The organism is Sphingomonas sp. BK481 (assembly GCF_014194875.1).
GTDB lineage: Bacteria > Pseudomonadota > Alphaproteobacteria > Sphingomonadales > Sphingomonadaceae > Sphingomonas > Sphingomonas aerolata.
Window position 1 is genome coordinate 204730 of sequence record NZ_JACIAP010000001.1, and the last position, 23439, is coordinate 228168.

The following is a 23439-nucleotide window of genomic DNA, read 5'->3' on the forward strand; positions in this document are numbered from 1 at the left end:
AGGCCGCGACGTGTAGGGCTGGGACATGACCCGTATCGTCCGATGCTGCGCCCTGATCGTCCCGTCGCTCGCACTGCCCCTGGCATTGTCGGCCTGCGATCCGCCACGCTGGGCGCGCGGTGGCGCCGATACGGATAGCCGCGACCCGATGGCGCGGCGTGATGCCGATTTCAGGCGCACCGAGACGCAACGCGTCGCGCAGGATATTGCCCGGACCGAAGAGTCCGTCCGCCTCTCGATTGCCGAAAAGCGCATCGAGGCGCTCGAAAAATCGCTCGCGGAGATGCAGACCACGCCCGAGACGGTCGAGATCGACCTGCTCAAGGGCCGTCTCTCGGCCGTCGAAGCCAAGGCCTATGCGCTGCAGGACGCACCGCCGGCCGCGACGCCCGCCGCCGCTGCGACGCCGACCCCGCGCCGCGCGGCAGGCACCGACGCCACGACCACCCGTCGCGACCCGTCACGCCCGCCCTTGCGGCTGCCCCAGCTCGAATCCGCCCCGCGCCGCGCCACCGAGGCCGAAAAGGCTGCGTTCAACGGCAACCGCCGCTGACACGATTCCTTTATAAGCCGGCCTGATCGATCATCGATGCGATCTCGGCCGGCAACGCGGTTTCCGCCTTGGGCAACAGGCGGTTGAGCGCGGTCTGCACGCGTTTGGTCGCGACCTGATACGCCTTGTGCCGGATCGCGCGCGTTGCGTTCGTCCGCCAGGAGGAACTCTCACCGAGCAGCGCCTCCCATTTGGCCTCTTCAGCGGCCAGGATCGAGAGTGCGAGACGAAGCCCGTCCCGCCGTCCGCGTGCATAATCGTCGGACATCGCTGGCATCTCCATCATGCGCCCCCGGTCCCTGACAAGCGAGGTTCGCTTTGTACCCCGACCACCACGAAATCTCCCCGTGATCAAGGGCTTGGTCGCACGCCAATCGCGGCGCGTGGCGTCGGGGTGCAATACAGCTTGCCGGCAGGGCCGTCTGGCCTAGTGTGCGGGCATGATTACTCGGCGCACTGTCATCGCTTCTTCTCTTGCCCTGTGCGCGACCTCGGCGATCGCCGCGGCGCCCGCGCGGCGTGGCCGGCTGAAGCAGTCCGTCAGCCGCTGGTGCTATCAGGACATGCCGCTCGACGCGCTGTGCGCCGCCGCAGCGCGCATAGGGCTCGACGGCATCGATCTGCTGCAGCCCGCCGAATATGCGGTGCCGCGCCGGCACGGACTGCGTTGCACGATGGGCTATGCTGCCGACATCATGACGATCCCCAATGGTCTGAACCGGCGGGAAAACCACGCGGCGATCGAACGGGCGTTCCGCATCGGTATCCCGCAGGCCGCAAAGGCGGGTGTCCCCAATGTGATCGCCTTTTCGGGCAATCGCCGGGGCCTGTCCGACGCGGAGGGCGCCGACAACGCCATCGCCGGGCTGAACCGTCTCAAGCGGATCGCCGAGGATCATGATGTGACGATCTGCGTCGAATTGCTCAACAGCAAGGTCGACCACCCCGATTACATGGCCGACCACACCGCCTGGGGCGTGCAGGTCGCCAAGGAAGTCGCGTCGCCCCGCGTGAAGCTGCTCTACGACATCTATCATATGCAGATCATGGAAGGCGACCTGATCGACACGATCCGCAAGAACATCCAGTGGATCGGTCATTTCCATACCGGCGGGGTTCCCGGGCGGCATAATCTCGACGGCACGCAGGAGGTCGATTGGCAGGCGGTGGCGCGCAGCGTCGCCGATCTCAAATTCCAGGGTTATTTCGCGCATGAATTCGTGCCGGTCGGCGATCCCCTGACGGCGCTCGCCCAGGCGGTCCGGACCTGCACCGTGTGACCGGGAGCCGGACGGTCGACGCTTCGTAACTGCCGGCGCCAGCGCGTACCCGGACTCAGCGCATCGCGAGCTGCGTCGTCAGCGCGCGCGGCGTGATCGTCATCACCCCGTCCTCGATCGTGACGCGTCCCAGCCGTGCGATCTCGGGCTGGCCGAGCAGCGTATAGGGCATGCCGCGCTGGCCGATGCGCATCGCCATCCGGCCCAGACTCTGCCCGCCGATCTCGACAGAGGCGACACGCGCGACGCCGAGCCGGGTATAGCCGCCGATGCCGATCGCGGTTTCCTCGCGCTGCACGGCACGGTCGGCACCGGTCGCACGCGCATCGGCCGCCGACAGGATGGTGTAGGCCGCGCCGGTGTCGACGATCGCACGGATGCGGACGCCGTTGACCATCATCGCCGCGACGAAATGCCCGCCCCAGGGATCGCGATTGATCCGCAGGACATGCGGCTGCCCGAAGGTCACGGGCTCGTCGAGGTCGGCGGGGTCGATCTCGATGCGGGGGGCGGGTGGCGGTGCATAGCTCACCGCGGCGACCAACGTCCGCTGCGGCTCGATGCAAGTGACGACGGTGCGCGACAATATGTGCCCCTCGTCGTCCTCGTCGGTCGTCTCGGTCGTGGTGATCACCGCCATGCCCGGCGTCGCCGTGCCGCCGCGCCAGGCGGTGTCGACGATGCGGGTACGACCATTGATCGTGGTGACGGTGCGCACGGTGTTCGCCGGGACATCCTGGATCTGCCCACCGATCGCTACGCGGACCTGCGCGGCGGCAGCGGTAGCGGTCAGCGCGGACGCCAGCGCGATCGCGAGTGCCCCTGCGCGGACGGTTGCTCTGATGCCCACGGCAGTCCTCTTTTCCTCGTCCACGGACATCCGTCCCGGAGGATCAACAGAACCCTAGCCGCATTGTGTTTACAGTTGGTTAGCGCGGCAGGACGCGCTGCGGTCGATGTCCATGGCGCTTGGCGACGCGGGCGCGGCCGGGGATCAGGGGAAGCCCGCACCGCCATGCGCGCCGACCGCGGTCCCGGTCGAATAGCTCGCCTCGCCGGACGCCAGCGCGACGAACAATATCGCGAGTTCGGACGGCTGTCCCGCGCGGCCGAGCGGCGTGTCCTGGCCGAATTCGTGCATCTTGCCCGGCAGCTGCCCGCCGGCGACCTGGAGCGGTGTCCAGATCGGGCCGGGCGACACGGCGTTGACGCGGATGCCCTTCTTGGCGAGCTGCTTGGCCATGCCGCGCGTCAGGTTCTGGATCGCCGCCTTGGTCGAGGCATAGTCGATCAGGTCGTCATTCGGATCATAGGCGTTCTGCGAGATCGTGTTGATGATCACCGAACCCGGCGGCATCGCTGGGATCGCGGCCTTCGAAAAGCGGAAGACGTGGAACACGTTGGTTTCGTAGGTACGGACGAACTGTTCGTCGCTGATCTCCATGATGTCCGCCTTGGACTGCTGATAGGCGGCATTGTTGACCAGGATATCGAGACCGCCGAGCTGCGCGATCGCTTTTTTGACCGTGTCCTCGCAGGCCTTTTGCGTGCGGATGTCGGCGGGCAGCAGCACCGCCTTGCGCCCCGCCTGCCGGATCAGCTCGGCGACCTCGCGCGCGTCCGGCTCCTCGCTGGGATAATAGTTGATCGCGACGTCCGAGCCCTCGCGCGCAAAGGCGATTGCGGCGGCGCGCCCGATCCCGCTGTCGCCACCGGTGAGCAGCGCCTTGCGACCGACCAGCTTGCCGCTGCCGCGATAGCTCTGCTCGCCATGATCGGGGCGGGGGGTCATCTTGCTGGCGAGCGCGGGCCAGGCCTGACGCTGCTCGGGGAAGGGGGTGCGGGTGTACGCATTGCGCGGGTCGCGCAGGCTGGGGGCGGGCCCGGTGGCGGAGGGCTCGGTCGACTGGGCCCGCGCCATGCCCGGCGCGGCCGCCGCTGCAAGGCCGATGGCAGCGCTGCTCAGGATGCTGCGGCGGGAGGTTTCACCCTTGCTCATGATCGGATCCTTGTCGGTGGTCGGGGTCGCCGGCGGGCTGGTCCCTGCTCGACGAACCGGCGCGCGGACCGTTCCATCGGCGCGGTCATCCGGTCCGACACCGCGGAAACCGCGGATGCCGAGCGGCGTTCATCCCCGATCTGCACCCGCGAGTATTCTGCCATGACCGACCGTCCCCGCATCATCTGCCTCATGACCGCGTCGGTCGATGGTGGCCTGCATCCCAGCCGCTACACCGACAGCCCGGATGGCACCGCCAAGGCGTGGACGCGCGCCTATGAGTCGCTGCACGAGCGCCTCGATGCCGATGGCTGGATCGTCGGACGCGTCACCATGGCGGAGATGGCGAAGGGAGAGCCGCGTGCGTCGACGACGGCGGACGCGCCCGCGCGACCGTCGCTGTTCCAGGCGCACGATGCCGCGTCCTTCGCGATCACGCTCGATCGCGCCGGCAAGATCCGCTTCGCCGGGCCCGACATCGGCGGCGACCCTGCCGTCGTGCTGCTCGGACGCGGGGTGACCGACGCCCATCTCGCGGAGCTCGCCGCCAATGGCGTGTCCTACCTCGTGTCGGATAGCGACGAGATCGACCTCGCCGGTGCGCTAACAACGTTGCGGCGCGAACTCGGCATCGAAACATTGCTGCTCGAAGGCGGCGCCGGCATCAACGGCTCGTTCCTCGCCGCCGGTCTGGTCGACGAACTCAACCTCGTCATCGCACCCGCACTCGACGGCGGCACCGATGCGGAGCGGATCGTCGCGGCGGGCGACGGCCTGAAGGGCAAGGTGACGCTGTCACTGCTCGGATGCGAACACCTGGCCGCCGGGGCGGTCAATTTGCGGTACCGGGTGGAGGCGGTCGGCTAAGCGCAGTCGGCGTACATAGCGGAACGGAATTGGTGCACCCGACTGGATTCGAACCAGTGGCCTCTGCCTTCGGAGGGCAGCGCTCTATCCAGCTGAGCTACGGGTGCCTGAGGCGTGCGCGTAGCAAAGCCTAGTCGGGTGCGCCAGCCATTTTCTTGGTCGTGCCGATCTTGGCGGCGACCTTGGGCGGCGGGGTCTTGGGCTTGAACGCGCACAGGTCCGCGACGAGGCAGCGCCAGCATTCGGGGGTGCGCGCCTTGCAGACATAGCGGCCGTGCAGGATCAGCCAGTGATGCGCGTGGAGGCGGAAGGGCTGCGGCGTCGCCGCGTCGAGCTTCAGCTCGACCGCGAGCGGGGTCTTGCCACGCGCGAGGCCGGTGCGGTTGCCGACGCGGAAGATGTGCGTGTCGACCGCGAAGGTCTCCGCGCCGAACGCGACGTTGAGCACGACATTGGCGGTCTTGCGGCCGACGCCGGGCAGCCGTTCGAGCGCGGCGCGGTCGTTCGGGACGACGCCGTCATATTCGTCGACGAGCATCTGCGACAGCGCGATGACGTTCTTGGCCTTGGTGTTGTACAGGCCGATCGTCTTGATGTGCTCCTTCAGCGCGTCCAGCCCGAGCGCGAGCATCGCCTGCGGCGTGTCGGCGATGCGGAAGAGTGCGCGCGTCGCCTTGTTGACGCCGATGTCGGTCGCCTGCGCGGACAGCGCGACCGCGACGACGAGCGTGTAGGGATTGACGAATTCGAGCTCGGTCTCGGGATGCGGATCGGCCTCGGCGAGCCGCGCATAGAAGTCGACGACGTCGGCCTTCTTCACTGGCTCACAGCCCCAGCACGTCGCCCATCCGGTAGCGGCCGGCGGGCTGGTCGGCGAGCCAGAGCGCCGCACGCACCGCACCGCGGGCGAAGATGCTGCGATCGTCGCCACGGTGGTTGAGCTCGATCCGCTCGCCTTCGCCGGCGAAGATCACGCTGTGGTCGCCGATCACCGATCCGCCGCGCAGCGACGCGAAACCGATCGTCCCCTCGCTGCGCGCGCCGACCAGCCCGGCGCGACTGTCGACGCGCAGTTCGGCGAGCGTCGAATCGCGCCCGCGTGCAGCGGCCTCGCCAAGCAGCAGCGCTGTGCCCGACGGCGCGTCGACCTTGTGGCGGTGATGCATCTCGACGATCTCGACGTCCCAGTCGGGGCCGAGCCGGGCCGCGGCCTCGCGTACCAGGATGCCGAGCAGCGTGACGCCGAGCGAGGTGTTGCCGGTCTGGAGGATCGCGATATCGGCAGCCGCCGCGTCGATCAGCGACTGGTGCTGCGGGGTCAGGCCGGTCGTGCCGATGACGAGCGCGGTGCCCGCGGCGCGCGCGGCGGCGAGATGCGCCTCGATTGCCGAGGGGGTCGAGAAGTCGACCAGCACGTCGGCGGCCGCCGCGAGCGGGCTGGGGTCGTCGCCGGCATCGACGCCGCCCGCGAGCGTCGCGCCCGCGCTCTCGATCGCGTCGGTGATCGCGCGGCCCATCCGGCCGGCGCTGCCATAAATGCCGATCGCGGTCATGCGGGCCCGGGGGGCGGACGGAGGCGAGGTCGGTGCAATCATGCGCGCGCTTTCGCACGAAGCGGGGGGTCGCGAATAGACCCCAAATCCGCGCGATAGCGTTATCGCGGGACGGACGGGAGCGACCGGACGAGGTCGAGATCGGCGGGCTTGTCGACATCGACCGCGGCCAGCCCGTACGGCGTCGCGACCGCTGCCGCGACCAGCCCCGCCTTGCGCCCGAGATGCGCGATCGCATCGCTGAGCGTCAGCCGGCCCAGCGCATAGCGCAGCAACAGCCCCGGGCCGAGCCGGCGGACGATCCGCCACGGCCGCTTGCGATCCGCCTCGACCTGCCGCCACAGATCGATCGCGGCGATCGACCTGGGGGTAGCGAAGCGGAACAGGTTGCACCCCGACCATCCGCCATCGGCGAAGCGGAGATAGGTGCGTCGCGTCCCCGGCGCCGCCGCCTCGACCACGTCGCGGCGCGCGAGCAGCACCGCGACATCGGCGTCGGCAGGAATGTCGGCCTGGAACCGCGTGATCCATTCGGGGCGGAGCAGCGCATGATCCGCGGTGGTGACGAGCAGCGGGGTGCCGAGGGCGGCGATCCCGTCGCCGACACTGAGACTGGGGCCACTCGCGGCGTCGAGCACCCGCAGCCCCAGCGCGACCGCATGATCGCGCACCGCGGCGTCCGATACCGATACCGCGATCACGCCCGCGCCCGCCTGTCGCAGTGCGTCCGCGACCCGCGCGAGCAAGGTCCGTCCCTCGAGCAGGATCAGCGCCTTGTGCGCGACGCCCGCATAGGCCGCGAGCGGATCGACGCCGCCGCGCGACCCGGCGAGGATCAGCGCGTTGAACGGGGTAGGCACGGCGTCCGTCATGCCGCCTGCCGCGCGCGCCAGACGCGCCACAGGACGCCGGGCGCGGCAAGGATCGGATGCCGCTCGGCCCAGGGCGACAGCGGCACGGCGATCCCGGTATGCCGCTCGATCTTCCACGCGCCGTAACGCGCGGCGCCGTCGAAGGTGAAGGCGGCGCGCATCAGCCGGGCGATGTTGATCGGCTTGCCCGCGCGCCGTCGCAGCCGCCACGCGCGCAGCACCGCGGCGCGGCGTGCCGGCGGCAGGGCAGGGCGCAACGCCGCGCCCTCGGCGGTCACCGCGATCCCGTCCGCCGCCCAGGCGAGCGGGAGCAGCCGGTCATAGCGGTCGGGGTCGAAGCCGATGATCTGATCCTCGCGCCCGCCCTTTTCGACGCGGAATTCGGCGGCATAGGTCTGGCGGAACAGCGCCCGCCAATAGTCGCGCGAGGTGCCCGTCTCGGGGCCGAGCGCGGCGGCGAACCGCGCGGCGGAGCGTGCGGCGGCGGCGATCGCCTCGGCGATCCGCGCGGTCGTCGCCTCGTCGCGCGACCAGACCAGCGCACAAGGCTGGACGAAGCGCGTCCAGATCGTCGTGTCGAGCGTCCCCGCGTCCGCCGCTTTGGCGAAGGTCGACAGCCGCATCGTCGCGATCTTCGCGCGCAGCGTCTCGCCCGCCTCGTCGAACTCGCGGTAGCTGACGGTCGGCCAGATGCCGCGTTCGGGCGCGCCCGCGGTCAGTACGTAGAAGTCGAGCACCCCCTCGGTCGCGCCGGTCCGCAGGTTCGAGCCGTAGAACAGGATGCCGACCGCGCCGGGTGTCGCCGCGAGCGCCTCGGCGACGTGCCGCACCGCGGGGATCACCGGGGTGGCGAGCTGGTCGCGGACGAGCGCGCCGAGCGTCGCGCTCACGGAACGACGAAGCTGATCGGCGCCGCCTGGCGGATCGTCAGCGCGCCGCCCGGATAGACTTCGCCGTCGAGGATGAAGCCCGCCTCCATCGTCACGTCGAGCGCGGGCGTGTCGATCCGGTGATAGCCCGCCCGGTCGAGCCATTTGGCGGGCGACCCCGCGACGATCAGCGGTGCGGCGGCGGCGAGCCAGCGCGGCGGCGCATCGACGAGCAGCGTCTTCAGCCCGTCGCGCGCCGCGCCGAACGGCTGGACGCCCAGCGGCATCCGCGTCAGCGTCGAGGCGAGCAGGATGTAGCGATGCGTGTCGGTATCCGCGACCCGGCCGGCATCGGCGGCGGCATCGTAGCGGACGTGCATCCGGTTGCCGGCGCGCCACATGCCCGATGCGCGACCGAACAAGGTCTGGACGATCGCCCAGCTCAGCGCGACGCCGACCGCGAAGCCCTTGAACGCGCCCGCGCGGTGCGCGCGCTGGGCCAGCCCGGTCGCCTCGACGAACGCGCCCGCGCCGAACAGGAAGCCGCGGAGTTTCTGGCCGGTACCGGCGCGTTCGACCTCGACCGGGCGACGGACGATGCTCGCGCCGTCGCGCGCCGCGGCGAGCGCCTGGTCGAGCGTCCAGTGATCGGGAATGCCGAGATCGAGTGCGAGCGCATTGGTCTTGCCTGAGGGCACGATCGCGACGCGCGGCATCGCGCCCGTCCACACCGTCGCCGCCGCGGTCAGCACGTCGCGGATCGTGCCGTCGCCGCCGTCGATCACCAGCAGCTCGATCCCGTGCTGCGCGAAATCGGTCAGCACCTCGGCCAGCTCGGCCTGGGTCCGCGGCGTGACCGCGAGCACCGTGCCCGACACGAACGGCCGCGTCGCCTCGACGCTGCTGCGATTGCGGTGGCTCTTGGGGTTGCAGATGATCCCGGTGCGGATCTGCGACGCAGCACTGCGCGCGGTCACGTCCGGTGCCGCGCCGCGTCTGGCCGCTGGAAACGGCACGCCATCAAAGGCCTGGAAATTGGAAACGGCGTCGCTCACACTCTTGGCTACCTGTCGCAGGCTAGTATCGCTACATTTTTATGGCACGTCTGCCCTTGATCGACGCTAGCGCCGATACCGCATCTTCATCCGCACGACCGTCCCCCCGGCCGGCAACGCCACCCGCGCCGACGCGAAGGAGGGCAGGCCGACCGATGTGGGGGCGTCGTTCGAAAATCCAAACCCCTCCTTGGGGAGGAACAGCGTGCGGTTGAAATCATGGTCGCTGTTCTCGTCATGATATTGCGCGATCGCGTAATAGCCGGGCTTCAGCCAGAAACAGGCATGCGGCTGCGCGGCGGGCACGCGCGCGCGCGCCAGCTTGCCGCCCTTGGACAGGAACCGTCCCTTGTCGTCGGGATAGACGGTGAACGCGACCTCGCCGACCGCATTGTGCAGCGTGGTCGCCTCGAGCACGAGCTTGGCCGCGCCGTTGCCGGGCGTGCCGACACACGTCTCCGCAGCAGCCGCGGACGTCGAGGCGAGCGTTGCACCCGCGGCGAGCGCGAGCAGGAGAGGCAGATTCGTCATGGGGGACCCTTGCAATCGCATAACGGCAATTTGGAGGCCAATGACGTCGGCTCTGTGAACCCGCGCTTTATCGACCGCGGCGGGGCGTGCCGCCCTCAGGGACGGCTGCGCGTCAGATTCGCCGCAGCAAAGCCGAGCAGGATCGCGACCGCGACCGAGCCGATCGCGACGCCCATCGCCACTCCGGACGAACCATAGAGCGGCATCAGCGCGAACGCGCCGATGAACAGCAGGACGACGCCGACGACGCGGATCGCGAACACCGTGCCCGCGCGGTTGACCGCGGTCAGCACGGTGTCGAGGCTGACGGTCGCGAGGTCGAAGCACCCCGCCGCGGCGAGCCAGAGCAGCACCGGATAGGCGCTGCCGAACGACTTACCGCCGACCAGTTTGAGCATCGGCTCGCCGATCAGCGCGACGACCGCGAGGATCGCGAGCGCCGCCGCGCTGCTCGCCAGCATCGTCCGCACCAGGATGTAGCGGAGCCGCTCGGGCGCCGCGGTCCGCACCGCGCGGACGATCTCGGGGAAGGCGGCGCGCGACAGGAGCTGCGACAATTTGGCGAGCGCCTGCGCGACCTGCGCCGCCAGCCGGAACGCGCCCGCCGCGGCCGGGCCGATCGACGCACCGACCAGCAGCAGCGGGATCTGCTTGCTCGACAGGCCGAGCGTCGCGCTGGCATTGGTGCTCAGCGCGAACTTCACCACGCCGGGATTCTCCGCGACCAGCGCGCGCCAGCCGCTGCGCCCGCCCAGCATCAGTGCGAAGTCGCCGCTCCGCCACACCATGATCCAGTAGGTCGCCGCGGTGACCAGCTCGGCCGCGGCCCAGGCGATCATGAAGCCGCGGATCGTCGGGTCGAACAGCATCGCCGCGCCTGCGCCGACGAAGCGGATCACCGGCGTCATGCTGTCGGCGAGTGCGGAGAGCGAGAATTTGTCGCGCAGCCGCAGGATGCCGAGCGGGGTCGAGCGGATCGTCAGCAGCTGGATCACCGCGAAGACGAGCGTGTAGTGCATCAGGTCGCGCGGGATGCCGAACGCGTTCGCCCAGACCTGCAGGATGCCGATCGTCAGCAGCGCGCCGAGGATCGCGCTCGACAGGTCGAGCCGCGCCGCCAGCCGGAACAGCCGCGCGAGCCGCGGGCTGTCGCCGTCATGGAGCGGCTGGACGCCGTACTGGACGATGATCTGCCACGTCTGGAAGCCGACGAACGTCGTCAGCGCCTGGACCGCGCCGGTGATCAGCGCGAACCGGCCGAAATCGACGACCCCCAATGTCCGCGTCGCAAAGCCGAGATAGAAGAGCGACAGGATCGCCAGTACGCTGCGGCTCGCGAGCAGCCAGCCCAGGTTGCGCGCCGCCGAACGCAGCACGCCACCGAAATCCTTGGTCGTGGGGGAAGGGGCGGGGGCCTGGGTCATGCGCCCTGCGGCCCCTAAAGCGCGCGGTGCGGTGCGGCAAGTCGCGGCTGGCGGGTCGGGGCGTGTGGCGCGGTCAGGCGAGCCAGCTGGTGATCGCGCCGCCCTTCGCGCGCCGTGCCATCGCCTGGAACAGCCGGACGAGATGGACGACCAGCGAGATCGCGGTCCACGCCGCCACGCCGATGATCCCCCAGTCGGGCCGCGTCACGACCAGCCCCGCGAACAGGATCACCATGTTCGGGTTGCGCCGCGCGGTGATCAGCCGGAACCAGCTGTCGAACCGTTCCCAGACATGGATGTGCATCCCGAACCGGACGATGAACGCGCCCTCGATCAGCCGCTGCGCGACATAGCCGAACAGCATCGTGCCGATCACCGCCCAGAAGGTCGCATCGTCGAGCGGCCGGCCATAGGGCGCGCAGCCCGCGGCCCAGGCCCACCACCAGAAGGGCGGATGGACCAGGTCGACGCCGTGATCCCATGCATTGCCGAGCTTCGACGCGGTGATCGTGCATCGCGCGAGCTTTCCGTCGACGGTGTCGAGCACCATGAAGACGAGGCCGGTGGCGAGCCCCGTCCAGAACCAGCCATACCAGAAGGCGATCGTCGCGACGATGCACAGTACCGATCCCATCGCGGTGACCTGGTTCGGCGTGATCCCCGCGCGCGCGCAGACCCGGGTGATCGCCAGCGCCCATTCGGGCCAGAGATATTTGGTCAGCAGGTCGGTGACGCCCTTGTACGCGCCGACATAGCTCGCCCGCTCGATCGCGGGGACCGCGGCGGGGACGAGCCGCTCGGCAAAGGGCTTTTCGCGCTTGCGCAGCGCCTCGTTGAGGATCCCCTCGTCCGACTCGGCGCCGATGAGCGTCAGCCCGCTGGCGGCGTCGAGGGTTGCGTCCGCCTGCATCGCCGCGGCGACCCGCGCGCGCTCCTCGGTGGTCCGGACATGCGCCAGCACGGGAACGCCCGCGCGCGTCATCACGGTGCCGGGGCGCGTCTTCAGATGCGCGGTCCAGACCGGGTCGAACGCGAACGCCATGTTGGCGAGGATCGCCGGGCCGTCCGCCGCGTCGCTGCCGGCAAAGCCCTGCGCCACGCCGATCCGCCGCAACCGCTCGTCGTTGCGCATCCCCCAGAGCAGGGTCGGATTGTCGCCCAGGGGCACGAGTGCTGGCATGTCTTGCATCCGCTGCCCGATAGCCGATTGCGCGCGGATTGCGAGCCCGGGTTGGTTCAGCGCAGCGCGGCGAGCACCGCCTGCGCCGCGCGCGCGGGTGCGCCGCCCGACACGTCGCCGAGCGCGGTCTCGACGAACCGCGTCTGGAAATCCCGATATCCGGGGTGCAGCACGGGCGCTGCGTCGATCGCGGGGATCAGCGCGTCGAGGCTGTCGACCACCGCGCCTGCGCCCCACATCGCATAAGAGGGATCGTCCACCCAGTCGGCGCCCAGCGCGTTCAGGAACACGCACGGCCGCGGACGCATCATATATTCGACCACCTGGCTCGACGTGTCGCCCAGATATAGGTCGGCGGCGGCGGTATAGCTACCATCGACCATCGCGAAGCTGTCGAGATCGGCATGCACGCCCGCGCGGCCGGCGAGCCCGGCGACGAAGCCGCGCAGCTCGGGCGCGCGCTCGACCAGCCGCTGGTGCGGCGCGAAGATCAGGTTGTAGCGGCCATCGGCGAGGATCCGGTCGACCACCTCGGGCCCCCAGCGCCACCAGGACGAGCGGTGCGCCTGCCAGTGCGGGGTGTAGAGGATCACCGGCCGCGGATCGGCAAACAGCCGCGCGGCGGGGGTGCGCTGGCGGAACGCGGCCTTCACATAGCCGGTGGTGACGATCCGCTCGGGCGCATCGCCGCCGTCGATCAGCGCCTGCCGGTCGCGCTCGGCCGCGACCAAGGTGCGCCACCCTGCGCGCCGCCGCCAGTGCCCGCGCGCCATCATCGACCCCGCACCGTGGAACGTGTCGATGAACCGCGTCCGCAGCGGCAGCGTCGCGGGCAGCCACAGGCTGGTCTGTTCGGCGCACACCACCACCGGCGTGCGCAGCAGATGCGGCAGGAGGCGGAACAGCGTCGGCAGCTTGGGCGGCAGCGGCGGATTGTCGCCCTCTACATGGCCGGGCAGCGCGCGAAACCCCGGCGCGCGCCGGATCGTCACCTGCCCAAGCCCCGCGCTCCAGCGTGCAAGCAGCGCCTCGTGCACCGAGGTGCTGACCCACAATTCGATCGGCAGCGTCGGCTCGGCGGCGGCGAGCGCCTCGACGATCGGATAGAGATGCGGGATCAGCAACGTCTCGCCGAGGAACAGGAACGCGACCTTGCGGGTCATGACGCCTGCCACTGCGCAATGTCCTCGGGCCGGTCGATCTCCTGCCAGCGCGCACCCGCAGGAATCCGCAGCGCGCGGACGCCGGCGCCCTCGGCGACGCGGCGCACGACCGCGTGGTGATAGGCGTGGATCCCCTCGTCCTCGCCGATCACCGCGCGCAGCGCGTCGGCATAGGCAGTGCCGCCGCCCGACAGGATCAGCCCGAGCGAGCGGTCGGTCGCCTGATGCCCGACCAGATGCTTGCCGACCGCGATCACCCGCTCGCCCTCCGCCTCGACCAGCATGTCGTCGAGGCCGGGTTCGTGGAGCGGCTCGACCACCAGGGTCACGCCGGGCGCGGGCTCGGCGCGCGCCGCCTGCAGGATCGCGGCGTCGAACAGCGTGTCGCCGTTCATCAGTGCGAACGCGGCGCCCAGATGCGCGCGCGCCGCCCAGACGCTGCCGATGCTGTTGGCGACCGACCAGAAGGGGTTGAAGAGCAACGTCGTCGGCGGGTCGCCGCGCCGCCCGGCCAGATGCGCGGCGATCTGGTCGATGCGATACCCGCCGACGATCACCGCACCATCGAACCCCGCCGCCGCGACCGCGTCGAGCTGCGAATCGAGGATCGCCCGCCCGCCGACCTGCACCAGGCATTTCGGCGTGCTGAGCGTCAGCGGCAGGAGCCGCGATCCGTGGCCCGCGGCAAGGATGATGGCCTTCATGGCACCCGCTTATGCATCAACTGTGGCAGGAAAATGCAGATCCTCGCGTGCGAATGCGGGGGGCAGGGTCGCAGGCGGTGTCCTGCGTAACCCTGGGGGCACGCCCTTCAGCGCTGCACGATCGCCGCATCGTCGCGCGACCAGCCGCCGCCCATCGCCTGGTAGAGCGTCACATAGGCCGTCAGCCGGTCCGCGCGCGCCTGGACCAGCGACAGCTCCGCGGTCAGCAGCCCGCGCTGCGCATCGAGCTGGTCGATATAGGCCGAATAGCCCGCGCGGTAGCGGTTCGACGCGTTGCGCAGCGCGCCCGCGAGCGCATCGCGCTGCGCGGCGAACGCATTGGCCTGTTCGCCCGAGCGGCGGACGCCCGCTAGGCTGTCGTCGACCTCGCGGAACGCCTGGAGCGCGGTCCGGCGATAGGCGAACGCAGCCTGGTCACGGCGCGCGACCGCGGCATCGGCCTGTGCGCCCAGCCGCCCGCCGTCGAAGATCGGGCTGAGCACGCTCGCGCCGATCGAGAACACCGCGATCGGATCGGCGAGCGCACTCGACAGCACGACGCCCGCCGAGCCGGTGAGCGCGAGATTGGGCAGCATCGCCGCGCGCGCGCTGTCGAGCGAGCGGTCGGTCGCGACCAGCGTCTGCTCCGCCTGATACAGGTCTGGCCGGCGGCGGAGCAGGTCGGCGGGCAGCCCGTCGGGGATCGCGGGCGCGGCGAGCCGGTCGAGCGGCAGGCCTCGCGGAATCGGCCCGGGGACATCGCCGAGCAGCAGGCTGAGCGCGTTTTCCTGGCGGCTGATCGACAGTTCGGCGGCGGGGACGAGCTGTTCGGTGGCGTGATATTCCGCCTCGGCCTGACGCAGTTCGAGGTTCGAGGTGTAGCCGGTCTCGGCGCGACGGCGGGCGATGCGCAGCCCCTCGGCGCGCGCGTCGAGCGTCTGGCGCGCGACCGCGAGCCGCTGGTCGAGCGCACGCAGCGTGATGTAGCCGGTCGCGACGCTGCTCGCGATCGCGAGGCGGACGGTGTCGCGCGACGCTTCGCTCGCGAGCAGTTGCGCCTGTGCCGCGCGGCTCGCCTGGCGGAGCCGGCCGAACAGGTCGAGATCATAGCTGATGCTGACCGCAGGCTGCGCGCCGATCGCATCGATCGGCGTGCCGAGCGCGCCGACCGTCTGCCCGGTGGTGCCGGGCGCGGATCCGTTGACCAGCGGCGTCTGCTGCGCCCGTGCCAGCCGCGCGGCGGCCCGCGCCTCGTCGATCCGCGCCGCGGCAGCACCGAGATCGGGGCTGTTGGCAAGCGCCCGCGCGACGAGGCTCGTCAGCGCAGGATCACCAAACGCGCTCCACCAGTCCGCCCGGATCGGCGTACCCGGCCCCAGCGCGGTCCGCCACGCGGGGGGTGGGGCAACCGCGGTCGCGGCGGGCGCCTCGGGGCGGGGGCCGATACACGCGGTGGCGAGCAGCGCGAGGGGGAGGGCGGCGGCTGTCCGCCATGCGTGTTTGCGGCGCCACGTCCGCACGCCGCCCAACGTCCGCACTGCTAGCCACCACCCCGGCACGCCGCGCCGCACCCGCACTGTTAACCACCACCCCGGCGAAGGCCGGGGCCCAGTTGGGAAGGTCGCAGTAACGGCGGACAGCGCTTCGTTATCGCCGTCCCCCAACTGGGCCCCGGCCTCCGCCGGGGTGGGGATCCTGGTTTGGCTTACCGCCCCTACCAAAATGCTGCCCGGCGAAGGCGGGGACCCAAGCTGGGCTCCCGCCTCCGCGGGAGAACAGGACGCGTCGAACCGGCGCAACATCACCGCGGCCCCGGCCCGCCGGCGGTATCGACCCGCGCCTGCACCGACATCCCCGGTCGCAACCGCGCACTCAGCGGCTGGCCCGGATCGACGCGGATGCGGACCGCGATCCGCTGCGGCACCTTGGTGAAGTTGCCGGTCGCATTGTCCGCCTTCAGCACCGCGAATTCGGACCCCGCCGCGGGCGAGATCCGTTCGACGCGCCCGGTCAGCCGCTCGTTCGCGAGCCCGTCGACGGTGAACGACGCGGGCTGGCCGACCGCCATCCGCGCGGTCTGCGCCTCCTTGAAGTTCGCGATCACCCAGGTTTCGGGCGGCACGAGGAACATCAGCTGCGACCCCGCGGTCACATACTGGCCGAGCCGGACGCCGACCTCGCTCAGCCGCCCGGTCTCGGGCGCGCGGATCACCGTGTTGGCAAGGTCGATCCGCGCGAGCTGGCGCGCGGCCTCCGCGCCCGAGACGCCTGCCTCCTGGCCGCCGCGCCCGACCTCGACGGTGCGGATGTCCTGCCGGGCGATCTCGCGCGCGGCCTTGGCCTGCTGGACCTGCGCCTCCGCCTGGCGGAGCGCGGCGAGCGTCTGGTCGCGTTCGCGCAGACTGACCGAGCCGTCGGTGACGAGGTCGTTGACGCGCGCCATGTCCGCCTGCGCGCGCATCAGCTGCGCGGCGGCATTGGCGACCGCGGCGTCCTGCGCGGCGAGGCTCGCCTGGCGGCTGCGCGCGGTCTGGAGGCTGTTCGACAGCGTCGCCGCCTGCGCGTCGACCTGCGCCTGCGCCTGGTCGATCCGCTGGCGATAGATGCGGTCGTCGATCTTCACCAGCGGATCGCCCGCCTTCACATCGGCGAAGTCGCGGACGAGCACCTGCGTCACATAGCCGCTGACCTGCGGGCTGATCACCGTGGTGCGGCCGCGGACATAGGCATTGTCGGTCGACTGGTAGCTGGTCGCGAACGGCGGCAGCCGCCACGCCGCGAGCACCGCGCAGACGCCCGCGATCACGAGCAGGACGATGACGCCGATGACGCGCGGGCTCGGCGGCTGCGGTCGCCAGCCCGAGCCGACCGGGGTGGCGGGCGTCGCGGCGGGCGCAGGCGCGGCGGTCGGCGCGGCAGCCGTCTCCGCCTGTTTCTCCTCCGTCGCGGGTCCTTCTGCCACCGGGCTGCGGGCGTCGGTCATGTCGTCCTCTCAAGTCGCGCACGGCGTTCGCGTCGTTGGCGTCGCACCATCAGGAAGACGAGATACCCGAACGTCCCTCCGGCGAGAATCGCGACCAAGCGGAAGACGTCGGCATAGGCAAGCACGTTTGCTTCGCGCGTCGTGGTCTGCGACAGAATCGCCGCACCTTCCGCGCTGCGCAGCGTCGGGTCGACGATCACCCGGCCGACCGCCGCGCCACCCGCGGCGATGCGCTGCGCGACGATCGGGTCGGTCGGCGAGATCTGCTGGACGAGGGCCGCGCTGTTCGCCTTCTCGCGAATCACCTGATAGCTCCCGAGCAATGCGGTGCCGCCAAGCCCGCCGAGCGAGTTGATGATCCCGAACAGCGCGATGAAGCTGATGATGTGCCCCGCACCCTCCTTCAGCGCGCGCGTCATCCCGAACAGCAACGCGGGGCCGAGGAAGAAGGTCGCGGAGAAGCCGATGATCGCCTGCGTCACGTACATCTGCGGCGCGCGCGTCAGGCTGGTGGCATAGGAATCGAACCACGCCGCCACCGCGACCAGCCCGATCGCGAGCATGATCGGGTGGCCGAGCCGCTCGACGTCGAGCGTCACCGCGCTCGCGATCACGCCCGCGACCGAGGCGACGAAGATGATCAGGAAGAACGGGATGAGCTGGTCGTTGTTCTGCCCGAGCACGGTCAGCAGGCCGACCGCGGCATAGGTCTGTTCGGACAGCACGATCCGCGCCATCACGATGACGACCGTGAAGCGCAATATGTCCGCGCTGCCGAGCCAGCGGGTGTTGAGCAGCGGGTTGACGCGGTGATGCTCGACGACGATCGCGGCGGCGAACATCGGGATCGCGACGATCAGCGCCCAGCCGATCCACGGCGCATTGGTCCACCACAGGATCCGCCCGAGCCCGAGCACCGCGGCAAACAGCGCGGTCGACCCGGCAAACAGCACGAAGGTGAGGAAGTCGAGCGGCTCGAACGCCTTGCTCCGCGTCGTCGGCGGCAGGCGTAGCGCCGCGACCGCGGCGAGCGACAGCAAAGCGAGGCCGAGTTCGAACAGATACAAGGTCCGCCACTGCGACATGGCGAGCAGGTCGGGCGAGAACAGCCGCGCGAGCGGCGTCGCGCATTGCGGGATGCCGATGCCGAGCACCACCGCCTTCAGCCGCCATTTCGCGGGCAGCGACTGCATCACATAATAGAGGCACAGGCTGCTGAGCGCGGCGCCCGCCATCCCGCTGATCGCCCGCACCGCGATCGCGGTGGCGAACCCGTGCACGAACAGATGCGCCAGCGTCACCAGCACGTAGAGCGTGAGGAAGATCAGCGCGAAGGGCCTAAGCCCGAACTGCGCGCGGAACTTGATCATCAGCAGGTTGATGCTGACGTTGGTCATCACATAGACCGTCGGCAGCCACGCGATCTCGGCGGGATCGAGCCCGAGCGCGCCCTGCAGCGTATAGGTGTTCGCACTGATCAGCGCATTGCCGAACCCGACCGTCAGCCCGAGGAGGATGCCGATCAGCGCATAGGCGATCTGGCGATGCCGCGGATGCGCGGGCGAGCCCGGTGAGCCGGGAAGGACGGGCAGTTCGTGCGGTGCGAACGTCCAGTCTTCCTCGCTCAGGAAGCGTCTGATTCTCCGGGCGATCATAGTCGCTGTCTTGTGGCATGATCACGGAGGCGCGTCATCCGGGAACAGGGTTCGCGGCGAGCGACCCGCGTCAGAAAAGCACACCACCCCGGCGAAGGCCGGGGCCCAGTTGGGGGACGGCGGTAACAGCGGGCCGCCCTCCATTACTGCGACCTCTCCAACTGGGCCCCGGCCTCCGCCGGGGTGGGAGCGATGGTGATAACGCCCCCCCCCATGCTGCACCGCAGCGGAACATCCCCGCACCCGCACCGTTGCGCTGTCATGCGCATATTCAGATCGCTCCACATACCACCCGAATGGGTCTGGCTGGAAAGCGTCGCCGTGGTCTCCGCGGCGGTGCTCTTCGCGCTGGTCGCGCACTGGCTGACGATGCGGATCGCCGGCCATGCGCAGCGGCGGTCGACCGCCAAGACCGACGGGCTCGTCCTCGCGCGCGTCCGCCGGCCGCTGCGCGCGGTGTTCGTCGCGGTCAGCGTCGCGTTCGTCGCGCGGATCCTGCCGATGGACGACGATATCGAGGAATTGTGGAAGCAGCTGCTCGGCTTCCTCGTCCCCGCCTTGCTCGGCTGGCTCGCGGTCGCGGCCCTGCGCGCATTCCAGGACGTGATCGAGATCCGCTCGGACATCACCGTCGAGGACAATCTGCGCGCGCGGCGCAAGCGCACCCGTGCGGCGATCCTCGGCCGGATCGGTACCTTCTTCATCATCTTCATCAGCGTCTGCCTGATGCTGCTGAGCGTCCCCGGCATCCGCTCGATCGGCGTCACGCTGATGGCCTCGGCGGGCATCGCCGGCCTCGTCGTCGGTGCGGCCGCCCAGCCTGCGCTCAAGAATCTGATCGCCGGCGTGCAGATGGCGTTCACCGAACCGATCCGGCTCGACGACGTGCTGATCGTCGACGGCGAATGGGGGCGGGTCGAACAGATCAACCTGACCTTCGTCGTCATCAAGATCTGGGACGAACGCCGCCTCGTCGTGCCCGTGTCGAAGTTCCTCGAACAGAGCTTCCAGAACTGGACGCGCGAGACCAGCCAGCTGATGGGCTCGGTCTTCTGGTATGTCGATCCGTCGACCGACGTGCCCCGCCTGCGCGAGAAGCTCGCCGAGGTGGTGAAGGCCAATCCGCGCTGGGACGGCCGGTTCTTCAACCTGCAGGTCACCGACATGAAGGCGGACGCGGTCGAACTCCGCGCGCTGATGACCGCCAAGAACGCCTCGGTCGCGTTCGACCTGCGCTGCGACGTCCGCGAGGCGATGCTGGCGTATATCACGGCGGAAATGCCCGAGGCGATGCCCCGCGGCCGCCTGCTGATGGCCCCGGACCCGGTCCGCGGCACCGCATCGTAACACGGGCGCGGCGCACGCCACCTGTTTCGTCAGGATGACGGGTTATGAGGAGAACCCGTCACCGCTCAGCACCATCCCAGCTCAAGCCGCCATCCCCGCTCAAGCCGTCATCCCCGCGGAGGCGGGGATCCATATTGGCTGACCGTGGAGGGGACACGCGGCGGTAGCCAGTCTGGATCCCCGCTTGCGCGGGGATGACGACGTTAGTTACGCCTCGACATGCTCCGGCGCATCCTCAAGCGCGGTGATGAACAGTTCGCACCACCACATCACGTCCTCCTTGCGGACGTTGTCGATCAGCTTCTCCCAGCGCGCCTTGCGCTCCGCGAGCGGCATCTTCAGCGCGCGGGCGATCGCGTCGGACATTTCCTCCGGACTGTACGGGTTGACCAGCACCGCATCCGACAGCTGCGCCGCCGCACCCGCGAACTGCGACAGGATCAGCACGCCGGGATCCTCGGGATCCTGCGCCGCGACATATTCCTTTGCGACCAGGTTCATCCCGTCGCGAAGCGGCGTCACCAGCCCGACCCGCGCCGCGCGGTAGATCCCCGCCAGCACGTCGCGCGGAAAGCCCTGGTTGACGTAGCGGATCGGCGTCCAGTCGATGTCCGAAAACTCGCCGTTGATCCGCCCCGACATCGAATCGAGGTTCGCGCGGATCTCCTGATAGGTGTCGACCTTCTCGCGCGAGGGCGGCGCGATCTGGAGCATGTAGACCAGCCCGCGGTGATCGGGGTGCGACGCCAGGAACCGCTCATAGCCCGAGAAGCGCTCGGCCAGGCCCTTCGAATAATCGAGCCGGTCGACCCCGACGATCAGGCTGCGCCCGGTCGCCGACATGTACATCCGCTCCTTCGCATGGCGCGCGGTGTCGCTGCTCGCGGACTTTTCGAAATCCGCGGTCTCGATCCCGATCGGCGTGGTGATCGCCTTGATCGTCCGGTCGCCGACCGTCACCCAGCCATCCTCGCCGACCACGCCGTCGAGCTGGCTGGTGACGTAATGCAGGAAGCTGTCGAGCCAGTCCTGCGTCTGGAACCCGACCACGTCATAGGCGAACATCGATTCGACGAGCGCGCGGTGGCTCGGCAGCGACAGCAGCATCGCCATCGGCGGCCAGGGGATATGGAGGAAGAAGCCGATCTTGTTCTCGACCCCTAGCTTGCGCAGCTCGCGCCCCAGCGGGACGTGATGATAATCATGCACCCAGACGAGATCGTCGGGTTCGATCAGCGGCAGCACCGTCTCGGCAAAGCGCTTGTTCACGCGCGCATAGCCGCTGGAGAAATCGCGTTCGAACTCGGTCAGGTCGATCCGGTAATGGAACAGCGGCCACAAGGTCCGGTTCGCATAGCCGTTATAATATTCGTCGAAATCCTGTTCCTCGAGGTCGATCGTCGCGGTGGTGACGCCCTTGCCCTGCTGGAAGTTGATATGGCCGGTAAAGGTCTCGGTGGTCGCGCCCGACCAGCCGAACCAGACCCCGCCCTTTTCGCGCAGCGCCGCGAGCAGCGCGACCGCGAGGCCGCCCTGGTTGCCCGACGGCGCGTCGACCGATTGCACGCGATTCGAAATGACGACCAGGCGACTCATCGTACGGCGCTCCAGGGTTTGCTGAGGAGGACGGCGCAGTTGATCAGCCCCACCAGCGAATAGGTTTGCGGATAATTGCCCCACAGCTCGCCGGTATTGGGGTCGATATCCTCGGACAACAGCCCCGCGGGCGTGCGCCGCGCGACCATCTCGGCGAACAGCGCGCACGCATCCGCGGTCCGGCCGGTCGCATGCAGCGCCTCGATCAGCCAGAAGGTGCAGACGTTGAACGCGGTATGCGGCAGGCCGAAATCATCCTCGGTCGCATAGCGCAGCATGTGGCTTCCGCGCCGCAGACCCTCTTCGACCGCCTTCAGCGTCGACTGGAAACGCGGATCGTCGGGCGCGAAGAAGCGCAGGTCGAGCAGCTGGATCAGGCTCGCGTCGAGATCGTCGCCGCCGAACGTCGCGGAGATGCGCTGCGTCTCCTCGCGCCACGCCGAGGTCTCGATCGTCTTGCGGATCGTGTCCGCGCGCGCGTTCCAGAACGTCCGCCGATCCTCGAGCCCGAGCACGCCCGCCGCATTGGCGAGCCGGTCGCACGCCGCCCAGCACATCGCCGCCGAATAGGTGTGGACATGCGCCTTGGTGCGCAGCTCCCATAGCCCCGCGTCGGGCTTGTCATAGGTCTCCCAGGCGCGATCGCCGACGAGCTCAAGGCTCTTGAAATCCTCGTGGCTCGACATGCGGAACAGCCGCTGGTCGAAAAACGCCTGGACGTCGGACAGGATGATCTGGCCGTACGCATCGTGCTGGATCTGCTCATACGCCTGGTTGCCAACGCGGACCGGGCCCATGCCGCGATACCCCGGCAGCGCGGGCGCGACGCGTTCGACCAGCGTCGCCTCGCCGCCGACGCCGTAGAGCGGCTGGACATGCCCGCCCTTCGACGCGTCGACGATGTTGCGCAGATATTCGAGATACCCCTCGAGCACGTCGAGCGCGCCGAGCCGGTTGAGCGCCTGCACCGTGTAATAGGCGTCGCGGATCCAGCAATAGCGGTAATCCCAGTTGCGCTCCGACCCCGCATGTTCGGGGATCGAGGTGGTGAGCGCGGCGACGATCGCGCCGGTCTCCTCGTGCTGGCACAGCTTCAGCGTGATCGCCGCGCGGATGACGACGTCCTGCCATTCGACCGGGGTCGCGAGCCCACGCACCCAGTGGCGCCATTCGTCCTTGGTCCGCGTCAGCATCGCCTCGGCCGCCTCGTGCAGCACGCCGGCAAAACTCTCGTCGGGACCCAGGAACAGGTGCATCGGCCGTTCGAGCCGGAACCAGCGCTCGCCGACGATATGCCCGACCGGCGCATCGGTGGTGAGCCGCAGCGTCTGGTCGTCCATCAGGAACCGGATGTGGTTCGACCCCTGCGTATGCGTGGTCGGCTGGCCCCAGTTGGTCGCGACGCGCAGGCGGATGCGGATCCGCGGGCTGCCCGCGACCGGCTTCACCATCCGCACGAAACTGGTCGGGCGATAGGTCCGCCCCTCGCGCACGAAGCGCGGGCAGAAATCGGTGACCTCGACCGCGTTGCCCGCCTCGTCCTCGTGCCGGGTGACCAGGATCGGGGTGTTGCGGATATAGGCCTGCGTCGTCTTCGCGCTGCCCTCGAGCTCGATCGCCCACAGCCCCGTCTCGGGGGCGTCACCACCGAGCAGCGCGCAAAAGGCAGGGTCGCCGTCGACGCGCGGCACGCAGCCCCAGACGAACGTGCCGGTGCGGTCGATCAGCGCGGACACCTGGCAATTGCCGATCGGCCACAGGTTCATGTCCGGCGTCGGGTTGCTGTCAAACGGGCCAGTGTCGGACGG

At 69.6% G+C, this 23439-nt stretch carries 22 protein-coding genes and 1 tRNA gene; 4 read left to right on the forward strand and 19 right to left on the reverse strand.

Annotated elements, in window-relative coordinates; all coding sequences use genetic code 11:
* Positions 1-25: 25 nt before the first annotated feature.
* The gene (locus FHY04_RS00885; RefSeq protein WP_183935100.1) at positions 26-553 is read left to right on the forward strand and encodes a hypothetical protein; all 528 of its coding nucleotides are present in this window, start codon (positions 26-28) and stop codon (positions 551-553) included.
* 10 nt (positions 554-563) lie between these two features.
* Here the strand turns inward: FHY04_RS00885 and FHY04_RS00890 are convergent, their stop codons facing one another.
* Positions 564-839 carry a hypothetical protein gene (locus tag FHY04_RS00890; RefSeq protein ID WP_243845694.1) on the reverse strand — a complete coding sequence of 92 codons (276 nt, stop codon included), beginning with the start codon at positions 837-839 and terminating at the stop codon, positions 564-566.
* 154 nt (positions 840-993) lie between these two features.
* Here FHY04_RS00890 and FHY04_RS00895 point away from each other — a divergent pair, with 154 nt between their 5' ends.
* The gene (locus FHY04_RS00895) at positions 994-1833 is read left to right on the forward strand and encodes a hydroxypyruvate isomerase family protein (protein ID WP_183935101.1); all 840 of its coding nucleotides are present in this window, start codon (positions 994-996) and stop codon (positions 1831-1833) included.
* A 55-nt stretch (positions 1834-1888) separates the two neighbouring features.
* Here FHY04_RS00895 and FHY04_RS22855 read toward each other — a convergent pair whose 3' ends face one another.
* Together FHY04_RS22855 and FHY04_RS00905 are read right to left on the reverse strand one after the other, a co-directional pair.
* A complete protein-coding gene (locus FHY04_RS22855) occupies positions 1889-2683 on the reverse strand; it encodes a TIGR02281 family clan AA aspartic protease (RefSeq protein ID WP_183935102.1) in 795 nt (264 codons plus the stop codon).
* 144 nt (positions 2684-2827) lie between these two features.
* On the reverse strand, positions 2828-3832 hold the full coding sequence (locus FHY04_RS00905) for an SDR family oxidoreductase (RefSeq protein ID WP_183935103.1): 1005 nt from the start codon (positions 3830-3832) through the stop codon (positions 2828-2830).
* A 162-nt stretch (positions 3833-3994) separates the two neighbouring features.
* Between FHY04_RS00905 and FHY04_RS00910 the strand changes: the two genes are divergently transcribed.
* Positions 3995-4699, forward strand: coding sequence for a dihydrofolate reductase family protein (locus FHY04_RS00910; RefSeq protein WP_183935104.1), 705 nt, complete (start codon positions 3995-3997; stop codon positions 4697-4699).
* Between the two features lie 30 nt (positions 4700-4729).
* Here the strand turns inward: FHY04_RS00910 and FHY04_RS00915 are convergent.
* From FHY04_RS00915 to FHY04_RS00980, 14 genes are all read right to left on the reverse strand, one after another.
* A tRNA-Arg gene (locus tag FHY04_RS00915) sits at positions 4730-4806 on the reverse strand.
* A 23-nt stretch (positions 4807-4829) separates the two neighbouring features.
* A complete protein-coding gene (gene nth, locus FHY04_RS00920) occupies positions 4830-5519 on the reverse strand; it encodes an endonuclease III (protein WP_183935105.1) in 690 nt (229 codons plus the stop codon).
* 4 nt (positions 5520-5523) lie between these two features.
* The gene (dapB, locus tag FHY04_RS00925) at positions 5524-6252 is read right to left on the reverse strand and encodes a 4-hydroxy-tetrahydrodipicolinate reductase (RefSeq protein ID WP_166747166.1); all 729 of its coding nucleotides are present in this window, start codon (positions 6250-6252) and stop codon (positions 5524-5526) included.
* Between the two features lie 101 nt (positions 6253-6353).
* Entirely contained in the window at positions 6354-7124 is a 771-nt protein-coding gene (locus FHY04_RS00930) for a nucleotidyltransferase family protein (RefSeq protein ID WP_183935106.1), read from the reverse strand.
* Positions 7121-8014, reverse strand: coding sequence for a hypothetical protein (locus FHY04_RS00935; protein ID WP_183935107.1), 894 nt, complete (start codon positions 8012-8014; stop codon positions 7121-7123). Before FHY04_RS00935 ends, FHY04_RS00930 begins: the two co-directional genes overlap by 4 nt.
* Positions 8011-9048, reverse strand: coding sequence for a diacylglycerol kinase family protein (locus FHY04_RS00940; RefSeq protein ID WP_056405148.1), 1038 nt, complete (start codon positions 9046-9048; stop codon positions 8011-8013). Before FHY04_RS00940 ends, FHY04_RS00935 begins: the two co-directional genes overlap by 4 nt.
* 66 nt (positions 9049-9114) lie before the next feature.
* The gene (locus FHY04_RS00945) at positions 9115-9579 is read right to left on the reverse strand and encodes a DUF2141 domain-containing protein (RefSeq protein WP_042467124.1); all 465 of its coding nucleotides are present in this window, start codon (positions 9577-9579) and stop codon (positions 9115-9117) included.
* 95 nt (positions 9580-9674) lie between these two features.
* Positions 9675-11003, reverse strand: a complete 1329-nt coding sequence (locus FHY04_RS00950; RefSeq protein WP_183935108.1) for a lipopolysaccharide biosynthesis protein — start codon at positions 11001-11003, stop codon at positions 9675-9677.
* A gap of 73 nt (positions 11004-11076) precedes the next feature.
* Positions 11077-12192: a CDP-alcohol phosphatidyltransferase family protein gene (locus FHY04_RS00955; RefSeq protein ID WP_183935109.1), complete on the reverse strand. Its 1116-nt coding sequence runs from the start codon at positions 12190-12192 to the stop codon at positions 11077-11079.
* A 47-nt stretch (positions 12193-12239) separates the two neighbouring features.
* A complete protein-coding gene (locus FHY04_RS00960; protein WP_183935110.1) occupies positions 12240-13346 on the reverse strand; it encodes a hypothetical protein in 1107 nt (368 codons plus the stop codon).
* Positions 13343-14050 (reverse strand): NTP transferase domain-containing protein, encoded by a 708-nt coding sequence (locus tag FHY04_RS00965; protein ID WP_183935111.1) that lies wholly within the window; start codon positions 14048-14050, stop codon positions 13343-13345. The genes FHY04_RS00960 and FHY04_RS00965 overlap by 4 nt, the downstream gene beginning before the upstream one ends.
* Before the next feature lie 107 nt (positions 14051-14157).
* Positions 14158-15513 (reverse strand): efflux transporter outer membrane subunit, encoded by a 1356-nt coding sequence (locus FHY04_RS00970; RefSeq protein WP_183935434.1) that lies wholly within the window; start codon positions 15511-15513, stop codon positions 14158-14160.
* Positions 15514-15851: 338 nt separating this feature from the next.
* Positions 15852-17033 (reverse strand): HlyD family secretion protein, encoded by a 1182-nt coding sequence (locus FHY04_RS00975; protein WP_107045290.1) that lies wholly within the window; start codon positions 17031-17033, stop codon positions 15852-15854.
* On the reverse strand, positions 17030-18688 hold the full coding sequence (locus FHY04_RS00980; RefSeq protein ID WP_056679760.1) for an MFS transporter: 1659 nt from the start codon (positions 18686-18688) through the stop codon (positions 17030-17032). Before FHY04_RS00980 ends, FHY04_RS00975 begins: the two co-directional genes overlap by 4 nt.
* 261 nt (positions 18689-18949) lie before the next feature.
* On the opposite strand from FHY04_RS00980, the gene FHY04_RS00985 reads away from it, so the two are divergent.
* Entirely contained in the window at positions 18950-20035 is a 1086-nt protein-coding gene (locus tag FHY04_RS00985; RefSeq protein ID WP_031394051.1) for a mechanosensitive ion channel family protein, read from the forward strand.
* Positions 20036-20242: 207 nt separating this feature from the next.
* On the opposite strand, the gene FHY04_RS00990 is transcribed toward FHY04_RS00985, so the two are convergent.
* Entirely contained in the window at positions 20243-21631 is a 1389-nt protein-coding gene (locus FHY04_RS00990) for a trehalose-6-phosphate synthase (RefSeq protein WP_031394052.1), read from the reverse strand.
* The gene (locus tag FHY04_RS00995) at positions 21628-23397 is read right to left on the reverse strand and encodes a glycoside hydrolase family 15 protein (RefSeq protein ID WP_056680793.1); all 1770 of its coding nucleotides are present in this window, start codon (positions 23395-23397) and stop codon (positions 21628-21630) included. The genes FHY04_RS00990 and FHY04_RS00995 overlap by 4 nt, the downstream gene beginning before the upstream one ends.
* Between the last annotated feature and the right edge of the window lie 42 nt (positions 23398-23439).